Origin of the sequence: Bradyrhizobium sp. UFLA03-84, from assembly GCF_002289535.1 — a bacterium.
In the GTDB taxonomy this organism is placed as follows: Bacteria; Pseudomonadota; Alphaproteobacteria; order Rhizobiales; family Xanthobacteraceae; genus Bradyrhizobium; species Bradyrhizobium viridifuturi.
Window position 1 is genome coordinate 800,952 of sequence record NZ_NSJY01000005.1, and the last position, 22,619, is coordinate 823,570.

Annotated in this window: 23 protein-coding genes; 10 read left to right on the forward strand and 13 right to left on the reverse strand. The window is 65.8% G+C overall.

All coding sequences use genetic code 11. The features are described 5' to 3' along the window. Positions 1 to 27 precede the first annotated feature (27 nt). Both prmC and CK489_RS06535 read left to right on the forward strand, forming a co-directional pair. Entirely contained in the window at positions 28 to 918 is an 891-nt protein-coding gene (prmC, locus tag CK489_RS06530) for a peptide chain release factor N(5)-glutamine methyltransferase (protein WP_095731686.1), read from the forward strand. Between the two features lie 482 nt (positions 919 to 1,400). Further along, positions 1,401 to 2,183 carry a DUF4167 domain-containing protein gene (locus CK489_RS06535; protein ID WP_095731687.1) on the forward strand — a complete coding sequence of 261 codons (783 nt, stop codon included), beginning with the start codon at positions 1,401 to 1,403 and terminating at the stop codon, positions 2,181 to 2,183. 59 nt (positions 2,184 to 2,242) lie between these two features. Here the strand turns inward: CK489_RS06535 and CK489_RS06540 are convergent, their stop codons facing one another. Further along, positions 2,243 to 2,995, reverse strand: a complete 753-nt coding sequence (locus CK489_RS06540) for a class I SAM-dependent methyltransferase (protein ID WP_095731688.1) — start codon at positions 2,993 to 2,995, stop codon at positions 2,243 to 2,245. 183 nt (positions 2,996 to 3,178) lie between these two features. Here CK489_RS06540 and gloB point away from each other — a divergent pair, with 183 nt between their 5' ends. After that, positions 3,179 to 3,946 (forward strand): hydroxyacylglutathione hydrolase, encoded by a 768-nt coding sequence (gene gloB / locus CK489_RS06545; protein WP_095731689.1) that lies wholly within the window; start codon positions 3,179 to 3,181, stop codon positions 3,944 to 3,946. After that, positions 3,946 to 4,380, forward strand: coding sequence for a cupin domain-containing protein (locus CK489_RS06550; protein WP_095731690.1), 435 nt, complete (start codon positions 3,946 to 3,948; stop codon positions 4,378 to 4,380). The genes gloB and CK489_RS06550 overlap by 1 nt, the downstream gene beginning before the upstream one ends. A 168-nt stretch (positions 4,381 to 4,548) precedes the next feature. On the opposite strand, the gene yddG is transcribed toward CK489_RS06550, so the two are convergent. The 3 genes from yddG to CK489_RS06565 form a co-directional block, all read right to left on the reverse strand. Next, a complete protein-coding gene (gene yddG, locus CK489_RS06555; RefSeq protein ID WP_095731691.1) occupies positions 4,549 to 5,421 on the reverse strand; it encodes an aromatic amino acid exporter YddG in 873 nt (290 codons plus the stop codon). A gap of 147 nt (positions 5,422 to 5,568) precedes the next feature. Beyond that, positions 5,569 to 6,294 (reverse strand): acetoacetyl-CoA reductase, encoded by a 726-nt coding sequence (phbB, locus tag CK489_RS06560; protein WP_050630719.1) that lies wholly within the window; start codon positions 6,292 to 6,294, stop codon positions 5,569 to 5,571. Between the two features lie 250 nt (positions 6,295 to 6,544). Next, complete coding sequence (locus tag CK489_RS06565) at positions 6,545 to 7,723, reverse strand: acetyl-CoA C-acetyltransferase (protein WP_050630720.1); 1,179 nt, start codon at positions 7,721 to 7,723, stop codon at positions 6,545 to 6,547. 313 nt (positions 7,724 to 8,036) lie between these two features. Here CK489_RS06565 and phaR point away from each other — a divergent pair, with 313 nt between their 5' ends. Continuing rightward, positions 8,037 to 8,627, forward strand: a complete 591-nt coding sequence (phaR, locus tag CK489_RS06570; RefSeq protein WP_050630721.1) for a polyhydroxyalkanoate synthesis repressor PhaR — start codon at positions 8,037 to 8,039, stop codon at positions 8,625 to 8,627. Positions 8,628 to 8,699: 72 nt separating this feature from the next. On the opposite strand, the gene CK489_RS06575 is transcribed toward phaR, so the two are convergent. After that, on the reverse strand, positions 8,700 to 11,066 hold the full coding sequence (locus CK489_RS06575) for an acetamidase/formamidase family protein (protein ID WP_095731692.1): 2,367 nt from the start codon (positions 11,064 to 11,066) through the stop codon (positions 8,700 to 8,702). A gap of 386 nt (positions 11,067 to 11,452) precedes the next feature. Here CK489_RS06575 and CK489_RS06580 point away from each other — a divergent pair, with 386 nt between their 5' ends. Beyond that, positions 11,453 to 12,907: an acetamidase/formamidase family protein gene (locus CK489_RS06580; RefSeq protein ID WP_095731693.1), complete on the forward strand. Its 1,455-nt coding sequence runs from the start codon at positions 11,453 to 11,455 to the stop codon at positions 12,905 to 12,907. Between the two features lie 43 nt (positions 12,908 to 12,950). Here the strand turns inward: CK489_RS06580 and CK489_RS06585 are convergent, their stop codons facing one another. Then, positions 12,951 to 14,642: a putative bifunctional diguanylate cyclase/phosphodiesterase gene (locus CK489_RS06585; protein WP_095731694.1), complete on the reverse strand. Its 1,692-nt coding sequence runs from the start codon at positions 14,640 to 14,642 to the stop codon at positions 12,951 to 12,953. Positions 14,643 to 14,861: 219 nt separating this feature from the next. Between CK489_RS06585 and CK489_RS06590 the strand changes: the two genes are divergently transcribed. Beyond that, the gene (locus tag CK489_RS06590; protein WP_050630724.1) at positions 14,862 to 15,146 is read left to right on the forward strand and encodes a hypothetical protein; all 285 of its coding nucleotides are present in this window, start codon (positions 14,862 to 14,864) and stop codon (positions 15,144 to 15,146) included. A 15-nt stretch (positions 15,147 to 15,161) separates the two neighbouring features. Here the strand turns inward: CK489_RS06590 and CK489_RS42120 are convergent, their stop codons facing one another. The 5 genes from CK489_RS42120 to mtgA form a co-directional block, all read right to left on the reverse strand. After that, positions 15,162 to 15,443, reverse strand: a complete 282-nt coding sequence (locus CK489_RS42120; RefSeq protein ID WP_245350270.1) for a YybH family protein — start codon at positions 15,441 to 15,443, stop codon at positions 15,162 to 15,164. A 5-nt stretch (positions 15,444 to 15,448) separates the two neighbouring features. Then, positions 15,449 to 15,631: a hypothetical protein gene (locus tag CK489_RS42125; RefSeq protein ID WP_245350271.1), complete on the reverse strand. Its 183-nt coding sequence runs from the start codon at positions 15,629 to 15,631 to the stop codon at positions 15,449 to 15,451. A 19-nt stretch (positions 15,632 to 15,650) separates the two neighbouring features. Then, positions 15,651 to 16,289, reverse strand: a complete 639-nt coding sequence (locus CK489_RS06600) for a hypothetical protein (protein WP_095731695.1) — start codon at positions 16,287 to 16,289, stop codon at positions 15,651 to 15,653. A gap of 193 nt (positions 16,290 to 16,482) precedes the next feature. Continuing rightward, positions 16,483 to 16,668, reverse strand: coding sequence for a 50S ribosomal protein L32 (rpmF, locus tag CK489_RS06605; protein ID WP_021077536.1), 186 nt, complete (start codon positions 16,666 to 16,668; stop codon positions 16,483 to 16,485). A 158-nt stretch (positions 16,669 to 16,826) separates the two neighbouring features. After that, positions 16,827 to 17,498, reverse strand: a complete 672-nt coding sequence (gene mtgA / locus CK489_RS06610; protein WP_095731696.1) for a monofunctional biosynthetic peptidoglycan transglycosylase — start codon at positions 17,496 to 17,498, stop codon at positions 16,827 to 16,829. A 200-nt stretch (positions 17,499 to 17,698) separates the two neighbouring features. On the opposite strand from mtgA, the gene CK489_RS06615 reads away from it, so the two are divergent. Next, positions 17,699 to 18,619 (forward strand): polyprenyl synthetase family protein, encoded by a 921-nt coding sequence (locus CK489_RS06615; RefSeq protein WP_050630738.1) that lies wholly within the window; start codon positions 17,699 to 17,701, stop codon positions 18,617 to 18,619. 16 nt (positions 18,620 to 18,635) lie between these two features. Further along, positions 18,636 to 19,316, forward strand: coding sequence for a DUF1345 domain-containing protein (locus tag CK489_RS06620; RefSeq protein ID WP_095731697.1), 681 nt, complete (start codon positions 18,636 to 18,638; stop codon positions 19,314 to 19,316). A gap of 185 nt (positions 19,317 to 19,501) precedes the next feature. Here CK489_RS06620 and CK489_RS06625 read toward each other — a convergent pair whose 3' ends face one another. Then, positions 19,502 to 21,397: a caspase family protein gene (locus CK489_RS06625; protein WP_095731938.1), complete on the reverse strand. Its 1,896-nt coding sequence runs from the start codon at positions 21,395 to 21,397 to the stop codon at positions 19,502 to 19,504. 204 nt (positions 21,398 to 21,601) lie between these two features. On the opposite strand from CK489_RS06625, the gene CK489_RS06630 reads away from it, so the two are divergent. Next, positions 21,602 to 22,030: a hypothetical protein gene (locus tag CK489_RS06630; RefSeq protein WP_244486343.1), complete on the forward strand. Its 429-nt coding sequence runs from the start codon at positions 21,602 to 21,604 to the stop codon at positions 22,028 to 22,030. A 20-nt stretch (positions 22,031 to 22,050) separates the two neighbouring features. Here the strand turns inward: CK489_RS06630 and CK489_RS06635 are convergent, their stop codons facing one another. Continuing rightward, the gene (locus tag CK489_RS06635; protein ID WP_095731698.1) at positions 22,051 to 22,533 is read right to left on the reverse strand and encodes a GFA family protein; all 483 of its coding nucleotides are present in this window, start codon (positions 22,531 to 22,533) and stop codon (positions 22,051 to 22,053) included. Positions 22,534 to 22,619: the final 86 nt, after the last annotated feature.

The following is a 22,619-nucleotide window of genomic DNA, read 5'->3' on the forward strand; positions in this document are numbered from 1 at the left end:
GCTTCGACCATCGGCTAACAACGCGCGATGAGCATACCCGCCGAACATGGCAGCCAGACCGTCGAGAGCGTCCGGCGCGCGCTCGCCGCGCGTCTTGGGGACGTCAGCGGCGACGATGCCGAGCTCGACGCGCGGCTGCTGGTCGGCGCCGCGCTGGGGCTCGATCTGACCGGCATGGTGACCGGCGCCAGGCGCGCGCTGACGATGGACGAAGCGGACCGCGTTGAAGCCCTCGCGCAGCGCCGCCTTGCCGGCGAACCGGTCGCTCGCATTCTCGGCATCAAGGAGTTTTGGGGACTGCCGCTGCACCTCTCCGCCGCGACGCTGGTGCCGCGTCCCGACACCGAGACCGTGGTCGAGCGCGCGCTCGAACTGCTGCGGGCCGACAATGCGGCCGAGCGCGCACTGCGGATCGCCGATCTCGGCACCGGCTCCGGCGCGATCCTGCTGGCGCTGCTCTCGGAACTGCCCAACGCGCATGGCTTCGCCACCGACATTTCGGCGGAGGCGCTCGAGACCGCGCGCCGGAACGCCGCCGAGCTCGGGCTCGCGGGTCGCACCACGTGGGTCCAGTGCGACTATGCCAGCGGACTAACCGGCACGTTCGACCTGATCGTGTCCAATCCGCCCTACATCCCCTCGGCCGACATCGCCGGTCTCGACATTGAGGTGCGCGCACACGATCCGCGCACGGCGCTCGACGGCGGCGCCAACGGGCTCGACGCCTACCGCGCGCTGATTTCGCAATCTGCGGGTCTTTTGGCCTCGGGTGGATTTCTGGTTGTGGAAGTCGGGCAGGGCCAGAGCGGCGACGTTGAAGCGTTGATGACGGCGTCCGGGTTATCCCCAACGGGGCCGCCCAAGGCCGATCTGGGGGGCATTCCGAGGGCCGTTTCCGCCCGCCGGCCGCCCCGATAAAGTCCTATTGGAACGCAAAAAAACCTCTTGGAATATCCCCGGGGAACGACTACGTTCCGGGCACAACATCGGTGCTGGCCCCGTAAACCGTTACGGGTGATGACCAGGGTTCAGCAGAGCCCGCCGATCGAAAGGTTCCAGGAACGCAGGTCTCACAGAGCGCAATAGCCGAAGCTGTGCTGCTCTCGACCGCCAAGCGAACGAAAGCCTGTTATTGCGCTTGAAGACTTACGCACGAGAACTGGGCCTGTCTCGACGGGCGGAATGATTTGGTCGCTGGCGGGTTTTGCCGGCGGTTGGGGAACGCGTATTTGCTGAACGCGACTTTGCTGAACGAGATGGTCAGCGACATCGAAGCCACTTCGAACGGTATTGCGATTCCGTGCGCCTAGGCGCGCGCCGAATCGGACTTTGCAAATCGGACTTCTGAGAAATCGGACTGTGGACTGCAATAACTTCAGGGCTGGAATAAAAGGCGACAGATGAGAAACGGTCAGAACAACAAGCGGATGCGCAACCGGAATAACAACAATAATAACAACAACAATAACCGGCGCGGCCAGAATCCCCTGACACGGGTGTACGAATCGAACGGACCCGACATCAAGATCCGCGGCACGGCCTCCCACGTTGCCGAGAAATACGTCCAGCTCGCGCGCGATGCACGCTCCTCCGGCGATCCGGTAGCAGCCGAAAACTACTACCAGCACGCCGAGCACTATTACCGGATCATCGCGGCCGCACAGGAGCAGTTCCGGCAGAATCAGCAGCAGCCGCGCCCCGACGCCGAACCGGTCTCAACCGAAGACGGTGACGACGACAGCGACGGCTATTCGAGCTTCGGCCAGGAGCCGGGCTTCGTGCCGCAGCAGCCGCAACCCTTCATGCGGGACAACAGCCAGCAGCCGTACCAGCGCGAGCAGCAGCAGCAGCCGCGCGAGCACCGCGAGCGTGACCAGCAGCCGCGTGAGCACCGCGAGCGAGAGCACCGTCCGCAGCCGCAATATCAGCCGCAACCGCAGAACCAGCCGCAGCCCGCGATGGCCGATGCCGGCGGTGTCGATCGCCTGCCCTCGTTCATCACCGGCGGCGCACAGCCGCAGGTCAACGGTGGCACCTATGAAGGCAACAATGGCGGTGGTGCCGAACGCGGTGAGCGCAGCGAGCGTTTCCCGCGCCGCCGCCGTCGTCCGCACGGTCCGCGTCCCGACATGGCAGCGCAGCCCGCGCCGACCGGCGACGACTTCAATCCGGGCAACGAGTAACGCCTACGCGCAGCCACCCTCCGCTGGAGGGTGGCTGATCCGCGTCACGGCGCGTCGTTCTACGATTCCGAGTGAGTCGACTTCCGCGTCGCCGTCGAGGACGGCACCAGCACCGGCCGCAGCGACGGGATCAGCTGCGTCCGCTCGCGGCGCGCCGGGATCGCGCGATACACCTGCTTGCTGGCTTCCACGATATGCACGCCGGCGAACGGCATCGACAGCGCCGCGCCGACGCGCTCCCACGCCATTGCCGAGCGCAGGAACCAGCTGCCCTGCACCGGCGGCATGAACAGCGCCTCGCCCCATGACGCCGGCGTGAACCAGGTCTGCCGCAACAGCTGGGTGATCTGCGCCCGCGAATAGGGCCGGCCATGGCCGAACGGAGTCGCGTCGGTGCGCGTCCACACGCCGCGGCGGTTCGGGATGATCGCGATCAGCCGCCCCGACGGCGACAGCACCCTCCACACCTCGCGCAATAGCCGCTCGGGATCGTCGGACATCTCCAGCGCATGCACCAGCAGCACGCGGTCGACCGCGGCATCCGGCAACGGCATCGAGAACTCGTCGATCAGGGCCGCCAGCGCCGGCCGGCCGGTCGGCCATTTCAGCACGCCCTGGGCCGCCGGCATGAAGGCAATGCAGCGCTCGCAGGTATCACGGAACAGGCCGAGGTAAGGCGTCGGATAGCCGAGGCCGAGCACGCGCTGGCCCTCCGCGTTCGGCCACCGCGCGTGGATGCCGCGGTTGATCAGCTGCCGCGCCACGATGCCGAGGCGCTGCGAATAGAAATCGCGGAGGTCGATGACGTCCATGGTGCCAGCCTAACATGCCCCTTGCGGCCCGGGAGCGCGGAAATTTGCGTTGCCGCCGGAGCGTTAACGCCATATTTCACACCTATATTGGGCGCGTTAAGAGCCTGATCCGAAAAAGCGGGCACCGGTTTTTCGAAAAGATCATGCTCTGAAATGCCCGTCCCGTTTGTTCGTGGAGATATCATGACCGCCGAAATTCGCACCTTCAGCTGCCTCACCGACAATTTCGGGTACCTGATCCACGATCCCGTAACCAAGGCGACGGCGTCGATCGACGCGCCGGAGGCCGGCCCGATCATCAAGGCGCTGGAGCGCGAAGGCTGGACGCTGACCGACATCCTGATCACCCATCATCATGGCGACCATGTCGGCGGCGTCGCCGAGTTGAAGCAGAAATACGGCTGCCGCGTCGTCGCCCCGCACGACAAGTCGGCGAAGATCGCCAATGTCGACCTGCGCGCCGCCAATGCCGACGTCATCAAGGTCGGCAGTCTGTTGGCCCGCGTGGTCGAGACCCCCGGTCATACGCTCGACCACATCTCCTACGTGTTCGACGGCGAGAAGGCGGTGTTCGCTGCCGACACGCTGTTCTCGATCGGCTGCGGCCGGGTGTTCGAAGGCACCTATCCGATGATGTGGGATTCGCTTTTGAAGCTGCGTTCGCTGCCGGACGATTTCCGGCTGTATTGCGGCCATGAATACACCGCCTCCAACGTGAAGTTCGCGCTCACCATCGAGGCCGACAATCCGCATCTGCAGGCCCGCGCCGCGGAAGTGACGAAGCTGCGCGCCGAGAACAAGCCGACGATTCCCGTGCTGCTCGGCGACGAGAAGAAGGCCAATGTGTTCCTGCGCGCCGACGAGCCCGCGGTCGCGGCCAAGCTGCACATGAAGGGCGCCGATCCGGCGCTGGTGTTCGGCGAGCTCCGCGAGCGCAAGAACAAGTCCTGATGTCACAGCTCTCCGCTGCCGACATCATCGCGCGGCTCGCGCTGAAGCCGCATCCGGAAGGCGGACATTATCGCGAGACGTTTCGCGACGAGCGCGTTGACGCCAGTGGACGCGCGCATTCGACGGCGATCTATTTCCTGCTCGCGCGCGGCGAACGCTCGCACTGGCACCGCATCGACGCCGTCGAGATGTGGCACTATTACGCCGGCGCGCCGCTGACGCTGCGGATCGCGCGGGACGGCGGCTCGCAGCACGCGATCACGCTCGGCCCGGACATCGCGCACGGCGAGCAACCGCAGGCGATCGTGCCGGCGGGCGCCTGGCAGGCCGCGGAAAGCAGCGGCGACTGGACGCTGGTCGGCTGCACCGTCGCGCCGGGATTCGAGTTCGCGAAGTTCGAGCTGGCGCCGAAGGGCTGGGAGCCGGCCTCGTAAGATCGTTCTCCCGTCATCCCCGCGCAAAGGCTAAGCCTTTGTCGCTAGAGGTGCGAGCGAAGCGAGCCTCGAAGGATGAATCGGCCACACGCGGGCCGTCGACCCTTCGAGACGGCCGCGTTGCGGCCTCCTCAGGGTGACGGTCAAGCAGGCTGCGCTCTACCCATCCTACATTCTTTTCCGCAACACCATCTCCTTCGCCGCGATCAGCCCGCCGCCGGCGATCAGGATCGCGGCGATGGCGATGTTGGCGCTGGGCTTGGCAAAGCCTGCTGCAATCAGAAACGCGGTCGAGAGCAGCGGCGTGGCGTAGGACGCGGCGCCGAGCACGCGGATGTCACCGCGCTTCATGCCGATGTCCCAGGCGAAGAATGCCGCACCAACCGGCCCGATGCCGAGCGTGATAACCGCAAGCCATTGCAGCGATGTCACGGGCCACACCGTGGTCTCCACCATCATGTGCACGGCGGCTGCGAGCACCGCCGTCGCCAGGCAGAAGCCCGCGACCGCATCGGTCGGCACCGCCTTGAGCCGGCGCGACATCACCGAATAGGCCGCCCACACGAACGCTGCGACGAAGGCCGCCGCGAAGCCTGGAATCTGCTCTTTCGTAAACGCGCCGGTGTTGCCGGCGAACAGCAGCACGGTGCCGGCGAGCCCGAGCAGCGCGCCGATGATGTGATGGACCGCAAGCCGCTCACCCGGCAGCAGCGAGGAGAACAGCACGATCAGCAACGGCCAGAGATAATTGAGCAGGCCTGCCTCGGCCGGCGGCGCGAACCGCAGCGCCAGGAAATACAGCGCGTGATAGCCGAACAGCCCGCCGACGCCGACGACCCAGGCGACCAGCGGCTGCTTCAAGGCGCCGAACGCCGCCGGCCGCAGCAGGAAGCTTGCGAACGCGACCATCGCGCCTATCGCAAAGGTCATGGCGGCGAGTTGGAACGCCGGGATCGCCCCGGTCGCGACCGTCATGACCGACAGCAGCGACCACATCAGGATGGCGGTCAGTCCGACAAGGGTGGCAGTTCGGGTCGTCATCTGAATTCAATCCGTCGTGGCCGAGCAGATCGTGTGCAGCCACGTCCTTGCTTCGCGCCCCGCGGTTGTAGCGACGAAAATGCCCGGCACAAGGCCGGGCATCACGACTTGATCGAGGGCGCCTGCGACGCGACGACGCTTGCCGCGTCAGGCGTGATACTGGCCGCCGTTCACGGTCAGCGTCGAGCCGGTGATGAAGCCGGCATCGTCGGCGGCGAGGAACACCACGGCGCGCGCGATTTCCTCGGGCTCGCCGAGCCGGTTGACCGGAATCTGCGGGATCACGTTCTTCTCCAGCACGTCCTTCGGCACCGCCTGCACCATTTCGGTGTTGATGTAGCCGGGGCAGATCACGTTGACGGTGATACCGCCCTTGGCGTTCTCCAGCGCCAGCGCCTTGGTGAAGCCGATGTCGCCGGCCTTTGCCGCGGAGTAGTTGACCTGGCCGAACTGGCCCTTCTGGCCGTTGATCGAGGAGATCGAGATGACGCGGCCGAACTTGCGGGCCCGCATGCCCTCGATCACCTGGCGCGTCATGTTGAACAGCGAGCCGAGGTTGGTGTTGATCACGGCATTCCACTGCTCGACCGTCATCTTGTGGAAGGCGGTGTCCTTGGTGATGCCGGCATTGTTGACGAGCACGTCAACCGGGCCGAGATCGGCCTCGACCTGCTTCACGCCGGCCGCACAGGCGTCGAACGAGGCGACGTCCCACTTGTAGACGGGAATGCCGCTCTCCGCCTTGAACTTCTCCGCCGCGGCGTCATTGCCGGCGTAGCTCGCCGCCACCTTGTAGCCAGCCGCTTTCAGCGCCTTGCTGATCGCAGCTCCAATGCCCCGCGTTCCGCCCGTCACCAATGCAACACGTGCCATGTCCGTCTCCTCCTTGGCCGTCTTTTATAACCGGATAACTCCGGCCTACGCACTCACAACGAAGCGCGATGGGATCGTCGCGCTTCAGCTCCCTTTTGAGCATGATCTTTTCGGAGAACCGCTTCACACTTTCCGGATCATGCTCTCGAAACAAAAATGCCCGGCGCAAAGCCGGGCATCTTTTCTATCAGTTCGCGCCGTGGTTGACAGATGATCTTTTCATCACCTAGCCGGCCTCGCTGCCTTTTGTTCAGTCGCGTGCAACGCACATAGCGATGCCCATGCCGCCGCCGATGCACAGCGTCGCGAGGCCCTTCTTGGCGTCGCGCTTCTGCATCTCGTGCAGCAGCGTAACCAGCACGCGCGCACCCGACGCGCCGACCGGATGGCCGATCGCGATCGCGCCGCCATTGACGTTGACCTTGGCCGGATCCCAGCCGAGGTCCTTGTTGACGGCACAGGCCTGCGCCGCGAACGCCTCGTTGGCCTCGATCAGGTCGAGGTCGGCGATGTTCCAGCCGGCCTTCTTCAGCGCCGCGCGCGAAGCGGGGATCGGACCGGTACCCATGATCTTGGGGTCGACGCCGGCCTGGCCCCACGAGACGATGCGGGCGAGCACCTTCTTGCCCTGCTTGGCGGCTTCCTTGGCGGTCATCAGCACGACGGCGGCTGCGCCGTCATTGATGCCGGAGGCGTTGCCGGCGGTCACGGTGCCGTCCTTCTCGAAGGCGGCGCGGAGCTTGGCCATCGCATCGATCGTGGCGCCATGGCGCGGATACTCGTCGGCGTCGACCACGATGTCGCCCTTGCGGGACTTGATGGTGACCGGGACGATCTCGTCCTTGAACCTGCCGGCCTTCTGCGCCGCCTCGGCCTTGTTCTGCGAACCGACCGCGAACTCGTCCTGTTGCGAGCGGGTGATCTGGTACTGCTTGGCGACGTTCTCGGCGGTGTTGCCCATGTGGTAGCCGTTGAAGGCGTCCCACAGGCCGTCCTTGATCATGGTGTCGATCAGCTCGAGGCCGCCCATCTTGACGCCGCCACGCAGATATTGCGCGTGCGGGGCCATGCTCATGGATTCCTGGCCGCCCGCGACGACGATCGACGAATCGCCGTTGAGCAGGGCCTGGTAGCCGAGCGCCACGGTGCGCAGGCCGGAGCCGCAGAGCTGGTTGACGCCCCAGGCCGGGCTTTCCACCGGGATGCCGGCCGCGATTGAGGCCTGGCGGGCGGGGTTCTGGCCCTGTGCCGCGGTCAGGATCTGGCCCATGATGACTTCGGAGACCTGGCCGCCCTCGACGCCGGCACGCTCCAGCGCGGCCTTGATGGCGATCGCGCCGAGATCGTGAGCCGGGGTGGTCGCGAATGCGCCGTTGAAGCTGCCGACCGGGGTGCGGGCGGCGCTGACGATGACGACATCGTCTGACATGGACATCTCCTATGGGTTGTAGCTGGGTTTCTCGACGGCGGGCGGCCGGTTTGGCGGACCTGTCTCTTAATGACTATCCTGTAAATCTCATTGAGGCATGTCAATCGCGCTGACGCGCAAAACGCGCCGCGGCGCACTCAAAATGACGCCCTTGGCACATTCCTGAGCAAATCCTATGCTTTGGAATTAACCGCAAAGCACAAAACGGTAGCCGAACCGCTTTGAAAATGCTTACCTTTGCTGCGATGCGTTGCATTTTGCCCTGCGGCGATGCCGTGGGGTTCCAGGTTCTTCGGTGTTGAAGTGAGAGCCCATGGCAAAATCTGAACAACCGACCACGATCAAGAAATACGCGAACCGGCGGCTCTATAATACCGGTACGAGCACCTACGTGACGCTCGAGGATCTCGCGGCGATGGTGAAGGAAGGCGAGGATTTCCTCGTCTATGACGCCAAGACCGGCGACGACATTACCCGCTCCGTGCTGGCGCAAATCATCTTCGAACAGGAGAACAAGGCCGGGCAGAACCTGCTGCCGACGACCTTCCTGCGGCAGCTGATCCGCTTCTATGGCGACAGCATGCAGATGGTGGTGCCGAAATATCTCGAACAGTCGATCGAGACGCTGACCAAGGAGCAGGAGAAGTTCCGCAAGCAGATCGCGGGTGCCCTGAGCGGTACGCCGTTTGCTCCGCTGGAGGAGCAGGTCCGCCGCAACATGGAGCTGTTCCAGCAGACCTTCTCGATGTTCAAGCCGTTCGTGCCGCAGCGCGGCGGCGCTGAAGCCGAGAAGGTGCCGGAGCCCGCACCTGACGACGGCAACATCGACGATCTCCGCCGCCAGATGAAGGACATGCAGGAACGCCTCGAGCGCATGTCGCAACCGGCGAAGAAGGACGAGTAGGTCCTCCGCGATCGGCCGGGCCCGCCCGGCCGCCATCGGTTCGCAATTCCAACGCTGCCCTTCGAGCCGGCGTCAGGCGCTCGCGGCCTGATCGAACATGTCTTTGCGCACGATGGCGTGCACGCCCCAATTGCCGTCGGCAACCTGCGTGACGCCGAAATCGACGCCGAGCGAGATCAGCGCCAGCGCCTCATCCTCGCTGAGGCGATAGCACTCCATCAGGAATTTGCGCGTCGCCCGGAACGCGTTGCGCAATGCGAGATCGACCGACGATCGCTGGTAGATTTCCGACTGCGCGTTGCGCCCGAGCTCGCGCAGATAATTGCCGTAGCTGAAGCCGTGCAGGATCCACGCCTCCGGCGTTTCCAGCAGCGGGTGCACCAGTCCCTCGACATGCGGCTTGGTCGCCTTGCCGCTCTTGTGCACGATGAAGCGGAACTGGCCGGTGAGCGATAGCTCCAGCGCGGTGCCGTTGACCTCGCCGTCGCCCTGCGCGAAATGCGGATCGCCGATCGAGAACAGCGCGCCGGGCACGGCGACCGGCAGATAGAGTGTGGTGCCCTTGGTGGCGCGCCAATTGTCGACATTGCCGCCGAAATAGCCGGGCGGAATCGAATCGATGATGTCGGATTCGCGCGGCGCCACCGCCATGAAGCCGAAATGCAGCCGCGCCGGAATCCGTACACCGGCGAGCACGCTGGGCCGCTTCTCGACCGTGGTGTGATCGACCGGGACGCCGGGATAGTCCATCGTCTCGTGACGCACGCCGAATGGATCGGTTTGCGGCGTCCAGCGATAGGAATAGACCGCCTGCGCCCATTCGGCCTCGGCATCGGTCTCGAAGATCGTGATGGTCTCGCGCTTGGCCGGCGGATCGATCAGGTCATTGTACTGAAAGCCCCACCAGGCGGCGGCATTGCTGCCGAACGACTTGCCGGCGAAGGCCGGATTGGCCGAGGGCCGCGGCCAGATATCGAGGATCTGGACCTCGAGCACGTCGCCCGGCTCGGCACCGCAGACATGGATCGGACCGGTGCAGATGTGCACGCCGAAGCCTTCGCCGGCGCCGCGGCCGAAGATCGAGCCGTCCATCGGGCCCGCGCCGCGCCGTTCGACCGACTTGCCCTCGGCCGTCCAGTGAAACACGCTCTCGGCGCCGGGATCGCCCTTGATCATCCGCTCGTAGTCATCGAAGGCGTGCTGGGTCAGCGTCTCGATCGTCACCAGCGCACCCGATTGCACGCTCATGACCGGCGGGATGGCGCGGCTGAGATAGCCCCAATGCGCGGTCTCCCTCGACACCTTGAGATGGTGATTTGACGCGCCCCGCCCTTCCGGCGCCTCCGCGGGCAGTGCGATCGGCAGCGCCGGCTCCGGCTGCGCAAGTGTCTCGCGCGTTGCCGGACCTGGCGCGAGCCGCAGCACCGTCGCGGTGCCGCGCGCCAGCCGCGGCCGGCCGCGCGTACGCTCGGCCTCGGCTTCACGCGGCACGGCCTTGCGGAAGTCGCGCGGCGAAGTGCCGTAGGTCGCGCTGAACATGCGGCTGAAATGCGCCTGATCGGTGAAGCCCCAGCGATAGCTGATTTCGGCGATGCGCTGGTCGGCGTAGTTCGGATCGATCAGGTCGTTGCAGCAACGTTCCAGTCGCCGCTCGCGCACATAGGCCGAGAATGTGGTGCTCTGTCGCTCGAACAGCCGTTGCAAATAACGCTGCGACAATCCCTCCTGCCGCGCGATGTCGGCGATGGTCAGGTTGGCATTGCCAAGCTGGGCCTCGATCGCGGCATCGACCCGCCTCAAATGACCAGCCTGCACCTGCGTCATCGCCTCGGCATCGAGCCGCGTCTCGCCGAGCAGCGCGCCGGCGATGAGCTCGGTGACTGCAGCCTCGGCCGTGGCGAGATCGGCCTTGTCCAGGATCGCGAAATTGCCGCCCAGCGTCCGCATCACCGGGCGGACAGCCGCGGCGGCGATCGTCGCACCGAGCACCGCGGGCAGGCGCAGGCGATTGTGCCCGAGCCGGCCGAGCAGCCGCTCGCGTGGCAGTTCGAGCAGCAGGATCTCGAAATCCTCGCGCAGCGTCATGCGCCAGGGCAACTGCAGGTCGCACACCGAGACGTCGTTGTCGGCGAACTCGCAACTGCGTTGGCCGAACGCGATGCTGCCGCGACCATAGGCATGGAAGATGATGGCGACCCGTGCCGGCGTTCCCGGCGACGCCGCATGACCGTTGCAGACGATCTGCTGCTCGGTGGACCGCAGCAGCGCAAGCTGCGCGCCGCTGGTCGAGCGCTTTGTGGTCAACTCGCCGAACTGGAACTGGCCGGCCTCCGGCAATTCGCAATCGAGCTGCAATCCGGCCAGCGCCTCGCGCCAGACCTCCCGCCGGTTTTGCCGCGGGATCGCATCGACCGAAATCCGATAGGTCGTCGCGACCATCACCCCTCCAGGCCGGAGCTCCGCAACGTTCAAGTCTCACAGAGCCGTGAAGGCAGCGTGCACCGATTGCAGGAAGGCGGCAAGCGTGTTGCGGCGGCACGGATTGCCCAGCCTGCGTGCAATCGATGGAGACGCCGCTTTCGTGTGGCAGCGCAATCGGCCGCGAACGCAGCGCAACTTGATCGATTGCGCCCAAATTCTTGACCGTGGCGGCCATGTCGCGGTGCGATGGCAGCGGCCGCAGATGCCTTGCACGCCTTTGCGCCGGCTTTCGCGCCCCGACGACCACAAGCGCACCTGCAAATTATTGGGCGCGCCCGGTCATGTCGGAGCGGCGCGGCACAATGCAGTCTCACGCGCACTTTCGACCCAAGGAGGAGCTCAGGATGTGCGCAGGTGACGACAAGAACTGCCCGGACTTCGAAATGCACCATCGACAGTTCAAGGACACGCTCGACCGGGAACGCCGCTCGTTCCTGCGCTCGAGCTTCGCGGCAGCAGGCGGCGCCGCGGCGATGACCGCCGGCGGCATCTCGCTGGTGACGCCGAAGATGGCGGCGGCCGCCGAGAAGCACCAGCCGGCGCAACGCGCCTATCACCATTTGCCGGCCAACGCCGACACCGTGCATTGGGGCTATTTCAGCAAGTCGCTGAAGCCGCGCGTCGAGATCAATTCCGGCGACTTCATCACGATCGAGGCGCTGACGCACCACGCCAATGACGATGCCGAGCGCATGGTGAAGGGCGATCCCGGGGTCGAGAGCGTTTATCTCTGGACCAAGGAGAAGAAGGGCGTGAACCGGCGCGGCGCCGGCCCGATGGATGCCTCGCTGTTCGGACGCGGTGCCGGCGAAGGCCTCGGCGTGCACATCTGCACCGGGCCGGTGTTCGTGCGCGGCGCGGAGGAAGGCGACGTGCTCGAGTTGCGCATCATCGACGTAGCGCCGCGGCCCTCCGCCAACCCGAAATATTCCGGCAAGGCCTTCGGCAGCAACGCTGCGGCATCGTGGGGCTTCCACTACAAGGACCTGCTCACCGAGCCGAAGCCGCGCGAGGTCGTCACCATCTACGAGGTCGACGCCACCGGCGAGCGCAACTGGGCGCGCGCGGTCTACAACTTCACCTGGACGCCGCAGACCGATCCGTTCGGCGTGGTGCACAAGACCATCGATTATCCCGGCGTGCCGGTCGATCACTCGACGGTCAAGGAGAACCACGGCATCCTGAAGAACGTGCGCATCCCGGTGCGTCCGCATTTCGGCGTGATCGGGCTCGCGCCCAAGGAGGCCGAGTTCGTCGATTCGATCCCGCCGAGCTACACCGGCGGCAACATCGACAACTGGCGCATCGGCAAGGGCGCCACGATGTATTACCCGGTGGCGGTCGAGGGCGGGCTGCTCTCGGTCGGCGATTCCCACGCCTCGCAGGGCGATTCCGAACTGTGCGGCACGGCGATCGAATGCTCGCTCAACGGCACCTTCCAGATCATCCTGCACAAGAAGGCGGACCTCGCCGGCACCGCGCTGGAAGCGCTCGACTATCCGATGCTGGAGACCCAGGACGAATGGCTGGTGCACGGCTTCAGCTATGCCAACTATCTCAGCGAGCTCGGCTCCAGCGCGCAGACCGAGATCTACAAGAAGTCGTCGGTCGACCTCGCTCTGCGCGACGCATTCCGCAAGATGCGCAAATTCCTGATGACGACGAAGAAGCTGACCGAGGACGAGGCGATCTCGCTGATCTCGCTCGGCGTCGATTTCGGCGTCACCCAGGTGGTCGACGGCAATTGGGGCGTCCACGCGGTGATCCGCAAGGACATCTTCGCCGGCGGCGACAGCTGATGACGTGAGATCTGGAGCGCGGTGATCAGCCGATCATCGCGCTTCAGCCGGCGACGGGCACCGTCTTCTCCGCCGGCACGTTCCACGGCCGGTCCGGCGAGGCGAGGCCGATCAGGCGGCCCTGGATGAAGTCGCAGCCCCATTCGCGCAGCATCACGGCGGCTTCCTCGTCCTGCACCCATTCGGCGACCGTCTTGATCTCAAGCCGGCGCGCGAGATCGATCAGCGTCTGCACGAAGGCGCGGTCGTCGGCCGAACGCACGATGTTCTGCACGAAGGCGCCGTCGATCTTGACGATGTCGACGCCGAGCTTGCGCAGGTTGCGGAACGAGGTGTAGCCGGCGCCGAAATCGTCGATCGCGATCCGGCTGCCGAAATTCTTCAGGCGGGTGACGAAGCCGCGGACGTCGTCGATGTCCTGGATCGCGACGGTCTCGGTGATCTCGACGATCAGCCGCTCGCCGACGCCGGGATGCGCCCGCATCAAGGATTCGATGGTGGCCCACCAGTCCGGATCCATCGTGGTGTCCGGCGAGATGTTGAGGCTGAGCTGTACGCCGGGCGCGGAAGCGAGCTCGGCGATCGCGAGCTCCAGCACGCGATGATCGACCAGCCGGATCAGGCCGAGCCGCTCGGCAACCGGCACGATGTCGGGCGCGAGCAGCGCTCGGCCGTCGTCCTGCTCCATGCGGACCAGGCACTCGTAAAATGACGGCTGCCGCGAGCGCGCATCGACCACCGGCTCGAAGCCGATTACGATGCGGCGCTCGTTCAGCGCGGTGACGATCTCGTCGGTGACGCGGATGTTGACGCGGCGCTGCGCATCGCGCTCGACATTCGGCTTCCACAGCGCGAACGAACCGGCGCGGCGGCTCTTGGCTGCATCCAGCGTCTCCTGGGCGCGATTGACCGCCTCTTCCGCCGACTTGGCATGACGCGGGATGGTGACGGCGCCGATCGATGCCGTCACCGACACCGGGCCGGACTTGGTCGGCACGACCTCGTCGCGCACCGCGGCGAGGAAGCGCTCGGCCGCGACATTGGTGTCGTCGACGGTGCAGTTGCGCAGGATCAGGCCGAACTTGTTGCCGGAGAAGCGGCCGAGCATGTCGCCGCTGCGCAACCGGGCGCGAATCCGCTTCGCCACCTCGGCGATGACGGCGTCGGCGACGTCGAAGCCGAAGGCATCGTTGACGCGCGCCAGATGATCGATGCCGATCAACATGAAGGCACAGGCGGTGCGGAAGCGCGCGCACTCCTCGATGCTCTCGGCGAGCGAGGCGATCAGATGGGTGCGGTTGAGCTCGCCCGTCAGCGGATCGTGCCGCGACAGTTTCAGCAGCTGCTCGTCGCGGGCGTGGCGTTCATTGTTGACGCGGACGATGCCCTCTACGCGCGCCGGCCTGCCGTCGGGGCCGGCAAACCAGCAGCCGGTCTCCTCGATCCAGATCACCGGCGCCGAGGTGACGGCCCGTACGCCATATTCGATCCGGTAAGGCACCGGCTCCTCGCTCCGCGCCGGTCCGGCCTGGCCGAGCGCGTCCACGCGAATGCTGCGCGACGGCTCGATCAGCCTGGCGAGCTCGGCGCCGCTGGCAATCGCCGCGACCGGGATGTCCGGGAACACCGTTGCCACATTGTCGCTCCAGGCCATCGCGTCGCTCGCCAGGTCCCAAGCGAAGGTCGCTTGGCCGAGCGAGGCGAGGATGCTGGCAGCTGGCGGGACAGGGGGCATCGAACGTGTCTCGATTTGGGACGGCACCCGGTGATTCTGTACGCTCTCAAGATAGTGGTTCCGGCGAATCCAACGCTAGGAGAAGTTGATAAATAATCTGGAAACCACGTTTTCGACTGCCGCGGAACGAACTGGGGATGGCGGGCATGACCCTTGCCATGAGGGTGTTGCTGAGGGACGCAACGTCCCAAACTATGACGCTCCAACGGGTCGCAGGCGATGTTCAATATCGATCAGTCAGAGGTCCTCGACGGCGAGTTCACCGACACTGCCGCCGTGACCAGTACGGCGCTGGTGCCGCTGGCCGTGGCCACCCATTGGGCGCCCAAGATCCCGCTGCCGCACGGGGACCCTTCATTTCTGGCTCACCTGATCGCAACCGCCGCGCACGAACCGCAGACGCGCGGGCTGCGGCGTGGGTCACTGGCCGATGCGCAGACCGCCTACGGCCCGCATATCGACGAACGCCGCAGCGTGACGCGGCGCACCCGGCAGATCATCTAGCAATTCATCGCGCGATCAGTGGGCCTTAACCGGCCGGCTGCCGTGGCTGTCCTGCGGCACGCCGCGGCGCAGCGACATGTGGGAATGGACGCCGAGCCAGCGCCCGTCGGCCTGACGCGCCAGAATAATCGTCGCCCGCCCCGGCCGGTCGAAGCGGCTGCCGTCCGCGTTGAAGCCGGTGCTGGTCCACGGCGTGATCACCGTGGCCATGCCGCCATCGCCGCTGATCAGCACCTCCGTGTGCGCGAGATCGAAGGCGAAATCCGCGGTGCGGGGCCAGACGTTATCCCACTGCATCTCGGTCAGCGCGTGCGGCCGTGGATCAGTTCCTGATAGGTGCCGAACGAGATGATGTCGGAATGCCAGAACGGACGGGCGGCAGCATAGTCGACCGCCCTGACGCAGGCGGCGAACCGTTCGAGCCAATCGAAGATCGATTGCGTCGTCGTCTGATCGGCGATCGGAAGGGGCGCTTGTTCGCTCATGAGCTGCCCCGAAAACGCTCTAGCGCTGCGGCGCGTCCGACGGCGGCTGGCCACCCGGCTGCAAATCCGGCGAGGTGACGGTGGGCTTTGGCGCGGACTGATCGAGCAGCACGGATTCGGCAACCGACGTTGCCGAAGGAACGGGCGCGGCAGGCGGCGGCGCAGCGGGCGCCGGTGCTGCGACAGGCGCGGGCTCGACACGCGGCGCGGGCTGCGCGACAGGCGCAGGCTGCGGGGCCTCGGGTTGCGATTTGCTGACACTCGGTGCCGGCGCCGCAGCTGCGACCACCGCACGGCGGCGGGTACGCAGCGCAATGCCGGAAATGAAATCGACCAGCGCCAGCAGCGTCAGCAGGCAATAGGTCGAGTTGCCGAATTTCGGCCAGAGCACGAATTCGGCGGCCGCCGCGCCGAACACGATCAGCGACAGCAGATGGTCGGTGAGATATTTCGCGCCGGGGCGCGCGCCCTTGATGACCTCCAGCAGCAACAGCAGCACGCCGGCGGCAAGCAGCATGTCACTGAGGGTGATCTGCCACTGCTCGCCCGACAGCAATGTCAGCCTGATCAGCGGGTCCGTGAAGGATACGCCGGGCATCAGGAAGGCGATGATGTTGTAGACCGCGAGCGGAACGAGCAGCAGCGGAAAACCGACCATCGGGGCTTGCGCCTTATTCAGGGAGAACCAGCAATGCGGCGATGCTCATCTGCTTCGCCGCGGACGCGCCCGTCTTGACCGCACTCGTTGGCCGAATTCGGGCGCAGCGCCGCTTTGGTAAGAACATGAACCGATCGGAAAACGCTAGACGCATTTCCGGATCATGATCCGCGGCGCGGCAGCCGAAGTCCGATCAGGACTCTTTCTTGGCCTTCAGGACCTGGCGGCCCTTGTACATGCCGGTCTTCAGGTCGAGGTGGTGCGGACGGCGCAGTTCGCCGGAGTCCTTGTCCTCGACATAGGTCGGGGTCTTGATCGCATCGGCCGAACGGCGCATGCCACGGCGCGACGGCGAGGTTTTTCTTCTGGGAACGGCCATGACGGTGTCCTCTAGGGTGTTGCGGAGGCATCGTCCGAAATACGGACGTGGCTCAGCGCTTCGAAGCGCAAGCTGCGATGCCGGTAAGGCCGCGCTTATAGAGGAAGGCACTCGGTAAAGCTAGGGCTCGAGACAGCAAAATGCGCCCGAAATCGCGCTCAATCGCCGCGATTGTCGCGCCAGCACCGCGTCACGGTATTGGCCCGGGCCATGTAGGTTCCGGACAGCCTGCGCACCCCCGGACCCGGGTTCCGGGCGCTCCTTTTCACCGGATTCGGCAGAATCGCCGCCAAAAGCGCGGCTTCCCGGGGCGATAGCGCCGCGGCGGACCGGCCAAAGGCATATTGGGCGCCGGCTTCGGCGCCGAATTGCCCGGATGGGCCCATTTCCGCGATGTTGAGGTAGATTTCCAGGATTCGCTGCTTCGGCAGCACGAAGTCGATCCAGAGCGCCAGCGGCAGTTCCAGCCCCTTGCGGATCACGCTGCGGCCGGACCACAGGAACAGGTTCTTGGCCACCTGCTGGGTGATGGTCGAGCCGCCGCGGGCCGGCTCGCCGTCCTCGGCATCGTCGAGCGCCTCGCGCAGCGCCCCCCAATCGACGCCCCGGTGCTTGCAGAAATGGGCGTCCTCCGAACCGACCACGGAGCGGGGCAGATAGGACGACATCGCGGAGAAATCGATCCAATGCCGCATGACCGGGGCCCCACGCAGGGTCCGCCACGCCATCAAGGCCGAAACTGGCTGACCGGTGCGGTAGAACGGCGTCACCAGATAGGGCAGCAACAGCACCGCCAGCAAAACCAGCAATAAAATTCGGACAATGCGCAAAACGAGGGTTCCCGGGGAGGACCTCTTCAGCAAGGATTTGGCACCCGTCCGCCAGGACACGGCCGGCACCGTCAGACGTCTGTCGGATAATTCACGGTTTTTCCAGCACTTTTAAGGCGCGAATCCGTCGCAGGGTGGAATTGACGAAGCCGATCTCATCAACGATTGTCCGGCCGAAAATCGATCTGGAGCAATTCTTAATGACGACCGGTACTGCAGAGTTTTCCAAGCGGCTGGACCAGACCGCGGAGGATACCGAAGCCCTGCTCGCCAAGCTGCTGTCCGATGCGACCGAGAGCGACGAAATCGTGCGCCCGAAGCGGCTGATCGAGGCGATGCGCTATTCGAGCCTCGGCGGCGGCAAGCGGCTGCGGCCGTTCCTCGCGGTCGAGAGCGCCGCGGTGTTCGGCATTCCGCGCGAATCCGCGCTGCTGGTCGGCGCCGCGCTGGAATGCATCCACTGCTACTCGCTGATCCATGACGATCTGCCGGCGATGGACAATTCCGATCTGCGCCGCGGCCGCCCCACCCTGCACAAGGCCTATGACGACGCCACCGCGATCCTCGCCGGCGACGCGCTGCTGACGATCGCCTTCGACATCATCACCCGCGATGCGATCCACAGGGATGCCCAGGTCCGCCTGCTCCTGACCCGCGCGCTGGCGCGCGCCTCCGGCGTCGGCGGCATGGCAGGCGGCCAGATCCTCGACCTTGCCGGCGAAGGCCGCTTCGGCGACCGCGAGCCGGTCGACGTCGCGCGGTTGCAGCAGATGAAGACCGGCGCGCTGCTCCGCTTCGGCTGCATCGCCGGCGCGATCCTCGGCCAGGCTTCGCAGAAGGAATACCAGGCGCTCGACGATTACGGCAAAGCGCTCGGCGAGGCCTTCCAGATCGCCGACGATCTGCTCGACGTCGAGGGCGACGCTGCCGCACTCGGCAAGCCGGCCGGCGCGGACGCCGCGCTCGGCAAGACCACCTTCGTCACCCAGCTCGGCATCGACGGCGCCAAGCAGCGCGTGCGCGACCTGCTGGCGCGGGCCGATGCCGCATTGTCGGTGTTCGGCGACCGCGGCGACGTGCTGCGCGCAGCCGCCCGCTTCGTCGCCGAGCGCAAGAACTAGCTGGAAATCGCCCGAAATGAACAAGGAGTTCGACGACCGCCTTGTTCGTTTCCGCAAGCTGCCGATGCCGGTCCGCGTCGTGGTGGGCCGGCCGCGCACCTTCACTTCGATCGTGGTCGGCATCATCGTCGCGCTGTTGATGCCCGGCTCGTTACGCCTCGTCACGCGCCTGCTTGCCGGCTGGGACGCTTTTGCCGCGCTCTATCTCGTGCTCGCCTATGTGATGATGCTGCGCTGTGGCGTCGCCCACATCAAGCGCAGCGCCATATTGCAGGACGACGGCCGTTTCCTGATCCTGCTGGTGACCGCATTCGGCGCGCTGGCGAGCCTACTGGCCATCGTGTTCGAGCTCGGCGCATCCAAGGGCAGCCCGACCGGACTGGCGGTGGCAATCGTCACCATCACGCTGTCATGGACGATGGTCCACACCGCATTCGCGCTGCACTACGCCCACGAGTTCTATCGCGGCAAGGCACCGGGCGGATTGCAGTTTCCGAGCGGTGATGAGCATACCGACGCCGACTACTGGGACTTCGTCTATTTCTCATTCGTGATCGGCATGACCGCGCAGGTCTCCGATGTCGGCATCACCGACAAGATCATCCGCCGCACCGCGACCGTGCACGGCATCATCTCGTTCGTGTTCAACACCGCGCTGCTGGCGCTGATGGTGAACATCGCGGCGAGCCTGATCTAGTCCAGCGGCAAACTCGCTGGACCTCTCCCGCTTGCGGGGGAGGTCGGATCGCATCGAAGATGCGATCCGGGTGGGGGCTCTCTCCAGGATGCGATTCGTGGAGAGAGCCCCCACCCCAGCCCTCCCCCGCAAGCGGGAGAGGGAGTAAACCTCCTTCGCGGCAAGTGTGATCTCGCTACCGGGCGCTAGTTGCAGACCTCGACGTTGCCGACGTTGCCGCCAGGGCCGCCGCCGCCGCGGTACTCCAGATGGCAGCCGCGCCTGACCGGGCGGCACAGATAGGCATCGCACATGATCTGACCGCTGCCGCCGCCTTCCGCCCTGGCACGGCCCTGCGGGCGCGGAATCTCCGCGGACGGCACCTGCGGCTCGCGCTGCGGATGGAAGGCACGTTCGCGCTCGCGTCGCGACGGACGCTCGTCGCTGTCGCGCTTGGCAACCGGCTTCCGCTCGCGCCGCTTCTCGCACTCATTGTCGTCGTTGAGGAACGAGCCCTCGGCGCAGACGATCCTGGTGCAGCGATCGCCGTCGGCCTTGTAGCCGTGCTCGCAGGCCAGCGGACAGACGCGGGACTGCTTCAGCTTGACGGCATCAAGCGTGTCGACGCTGGCGGCCTTGATGTCGAGCTTGGTGCCGGCATAGCGGTTGAACAGCGTCAGCGAGCGCTGCGACGCCGCGTTCCAGTCGCCATCGACGGCGCCGGTCAGGCAGCCGACGCGGCGCAATTCGGTCTGCACCGATTTGACCACGTCGGCCTCGGGCGAACCGGTCGCCAGAGCCGCCACAGTCGTGCTCTTCTCGGGGGGAGCCGGCGGGGCTGGCGGAGTGGCCGCAGCCTGCGTTGCCGGCTGATCGGGAACCGCCTTGTTCGCCGCGGTGCGATCGGCGAGCGCGGCATCCGCCTGACGCTTCTGCTCGGCAGCGGTGGCCTGATCCTGCGCGACCTGCTTGGCCCGTTCGGCGGCAAGACGCGCCGCTTCGGCGGCCTTCGCGTCGGCCTCGGCCTTCGCCTGCTGCGCCTTCTGCGCGCCCTCAGCGGCGAGCCGTGCACGCTCCTGCTCGGCCAGACGCGCCTTCTCGGTGGCGGCGACGCGCGCGTCCTCGGCCGCGAACTTCTCCAGCTGCAACCTGGCGAGGTTGGCGTAGTAGCCATTCGGATATTGGGCGAGGAAAGCGTTCATCGCGCTTCTGTTGCCGATCTGCAGCGCCAGCTCGTAGTCGCGGCGGGCCTCCGACTGCGGCGTCGGTCCCGGCGCGGCGGGCGGGGCAGCGGCAGCAGCGGCGGGCGCCTGCTTGGCCGGTGCCGGCACCAGCGGCACGTCCTCGCCGCCGAGTGAGCCATAGACGAACGGCTCCTGGCGGTTGTTGGTGGTCTTCAGCACCTCGTCGCGGACATAGCCGAAGGCGCGGCGGACATCGAGACCGGGGGTCGGCAGGAACTTCGACAGCGCGATCGTGAATGGGCTGTTCTTGCCATCGCCGTCGGCCGCCGTAGACCCGGCCTTCGCCGAATAGGCGATCAGCACGTTCGGACTGGTCGGCTCGACCTTGGCGAGGCCCTGCCCGATCGCCCGGGTCGCCAGCGTCCGCTTCATGGTCTTGGCAAACGGGTTGTCGCGGCAGGCATCGAGGATCACCAGCCGCAGCTTCCGCGCCGGCTCGATCGCGACCAGGATGCGGTCGAGCGAAAGCGCCTCGTCATAGACGTCGGTGTCGCGCTCCAGCCGGGCATCGACCGGGATCAGGTAGTTGGCGCCGTCCACCTCGATGCCGTGCCCCGCGTAGTAGACCAGCGCGATATCGGCATCGCGGGCGAGGTCGGCGAATTCGCGCAGCGCGCGGCGGGTCTCGACCGCCGGCAGGTCCTTGCGGAAGTCGACCACGTCGAAGCCGGCATTCTTCAGCGTCGCGGCTATCACCGAGGCATCGTTGACCGGGTTGGCCAGCGGCACGGTGTTCCGATACGCCGAGTTGCCAAGCACCAGGGCCACGCGCTTCTCGGCGAAGGCCGGCTGGCAGATGATCAGCAGAAAAAACGCGACGGCGAGCAGCAATCGATTCAAGTTCAAAGACCCGTTCATGGCGACACTCTGGCCGTTTTCCAGCATGCAGGTCCATCTACCAGAATCAAGCGCGGCACTTTGTGAGGCGCCTCACGATCCGCGCCGGCGTGGACCATGCCATCCTGACGGTTAGTCGACGAAACGGACCGCCGGTTCGGATTTGGCCGGGCACGGGATTTCGTGCACGATCCGGGCAACGAGAACAAGGATACGGAGGACCTGATGCAGGGCACAAGCGCGGCGGTTCCATCCGCCAGGGCCGGCATGGTCGGCGCCAGGTTCGGCGTCATGGCCCGAAACCTCCTCGCCGTCGCGCTGCTGGCCGGCTGCGCCGCGGGCTGCGGCCTGGTCGATGCCGTGTTCGACGGCTTCAAGCACGCCAAGGCCGTCGAGAACGATCTTGTTGCGATGGTCGGGGTCAAGCCGACGGTCGGGTTCAACTGGCACAATGGCCGGCTCACGTCGGTCACCGTCACCTTCCCCAGCCTGCTGCACGACAAGCCGTTGCAGGAACTTGCCGACGCCGCGCGCACCGCGGTCGGCAAGGAGTTCAAGCAGCGCGCCGACGACGTCGTGCTGGCCTTCTCGCTGGGGCCGTCCGAGACGTCCGCGGCACAAGCGGACCAGACACAGGGCAAGAACTTGCCTTGAGCGGATTTATTCCCTGCCTTTTATTCCCCGCCTTGCGTCACGTGCTCCTGATATTGCGGCAGGTCGTCCAGTATCGCGTACCACGGCGCCTTGGAGCCGACGAAGATATGCGCGGTCGGCCGGATCGAGGGCGCATCGCGCAGCGTACCCATCGTGACATGGACATAGGCGCCGTTACGGACCTGCGAATAGAGCAGCGACCCGCAGCGGCCGCAATGCGCGTCGTGGGTGATCTCATCGCCGTAGATCAGCAGACCGTCGGCGCCGCTTGTGACGGCAAACTTTTCGCGCGCAATCCCCGCGAACGGCTTGAACGCCGAGCCCGTGGTGCGCCGGCAGTTCGAGCAGTGACAATTCAGCGCATAGGCAAACGCGTCGGCCACCTCATAGCGCACGTCGCGGCAGAAGCATTCGCCGGTCAGGATAGTTTCATTCGAATTTGCGTTCGAACTTGCAGATGTGGTCACAACTTGCTCCTCACGCAGAATTTTGCCGCCGGCCATGGCGCGATGCGGCGGTTCGCGGCTAAATTCTAGAGCCCTTTCCAATCCGATTGAATCGGAACGGGGCTCGCGATTCTCGTTCGACG

Excerpts from the sequence above, each read along its gene's own strand:
- prmC (WP_095731686.1), top strand. The coding sequence starts at position 28 with ATGAGCATACCCGCCGAACATGGCAGCCAGACCGTCGAGAGCGTCCGG.
- CK489_RS06535 (WP_095731687.1), top strand. The coding sequence starts at position 1,401 with ATGAGAAACGGTCAGAACAACAAGCGGATGCGCAACCGGAATAACAAC.
- CK489_RS06540 (WP_095731688.1), bottom strand. The coding sequence starts at position 2,995 with ATGGACGTCATCGACCTCCGCGATTTCTATTCGCAGCGCCTCGGCATC.
- gloB (WP_095731689.1), top strand. The coding sequence starts at position 3,179 with ATGACCGCCGAAATTCGCACCTTCAGCTGCCTCACCGACAATTTCGGG.
- CK489_RS06550 (WP_095731690.1), top strand. The coding sequence starts at position 3,946 with ATGTCACAGCTCTCCGCTGCCGACATCATCGCGCGGCTCGCGCTGAAG.
- yddG (WP_095731691.1), bottom strand. The coding sequence starts at position 5,421 with ATGACGACCCGAACTGCCACCCTTGTCGGACTGACCGCCATCCTGATG.
- phbB (WP_050630719.1), bottom strand. The coding sequence starts at position 6,294 with ATGGCACGTGTTGCATTGGTGACGGGCGGAACGCGGGGCATTGGAGCT.
- CK489_RS06565 (WP_050630720.1), bottom strand. The coding sequence starts at position 7,723 with ATGTCAGACGATGTCGTCATCGTCAGCGCCGCCCGCACCCCGGTCGGC.
- phaR (WP_050630721.1), top strand. The coding sequence starts at position 8,037 with ATGGCAAAATCTGAACAACCGACCACGATCAAGAAATACGCGAACCGG.
- CK489_RS06575 (WP_095731692.1), bottom strand. The coding sequence starts at position 11,066 with ATGGTCGCGACGACCTATCGGATTTCGGTCGATGCGATCCCGCGGCAA.
- CK489_RS06580 (WP_095731693.1), top strand. The coding sequence starts at position 11,453 with ATGTGCGCAGGTGACGACAAGAACTGCCCGGACTTCGAAATGCACCAT.
- CK489_RS06585 (WP_095731694.1), bottom strand. The coding sequence starts at position 14,642 with ATGCCCCCTGTCCCGCCAGCTGCCAGCATCCTCGCCTCGCTCGGCCAA.
- CK489_RS06590 (WP_050630724.1), top strand. The coding sequence starts at position 14,862 with ATGTTCAATATCGATCAGTCAGAGGTCCTCGACGGCGAGTTCACCGAC.
- CK489_RS42120 (WP_245350270.1), bottom strand. The coding sequence starts at position 15,443 with ATGCAGTGGGATAACGTCTGGCCCCGCACCGCGGATTTCGCCTTCGAT.
- CK489_RS42125 (WP_245350271.1), bottom strand. The coding sequence starts at position 15,631 with ATGAGCGAACAAGCGCCCCTTCCGATCGCCGATCAGACGACGACGCAA.
- CK489_RS06600 (WP_095731695.1), bottom strand. The coding sequence starts at position 16,289 with ATGGTCGGTTTTCCGCTGCTGCTCGTTCCGCTCGCGGTCTACAACATC.
- rpmF (WP_021077536.1), bottom strand. The coding sequence starts at position 16,668 with ATGGCCGTTCCCAGAAGAAAAACCTCGCCGTCGCGCCGTGGCATGCGC.
- CK489_RS06615 (WP_050630738.1), top strand. The coding sequence starts at position 17,699 with ATGACGACCGGTACTGCAGAGTTTTCCAAGCGGCTGGACCAGACCGCG.
- CK489_RS06620 (WP_095731697.1), top strand. The coding sequence starts at position 18,636 with ATGAACAAGGAGTTCGACGACCGCCTTGTTCGTTTCCGCAAGCTGCCG.
- CK489_RS06625 (WP_095731938.1), bottom strand. The coding sequence starts at position 21,397 with ATGAACGGGTCTTTGAACTTGAATCGATTGCTGCTCGCCGTCGCGTTT.
- CK489_RS06630 (WP_244486343.1), top strand. The coding sequence starts at position 21,602 with ATGCAGGGCACAAGCGCGGCGGTTCCATCCGCCAGGGCCGGCATGGTC.
- CK489_RS06635 (WP_095731698.1), bottom strand. The coding sequence starts at position 22,533 with ATGGCCGGCGGCAAAATTCTGCGTGAGGAGCAAGTTGTGACCACATCT.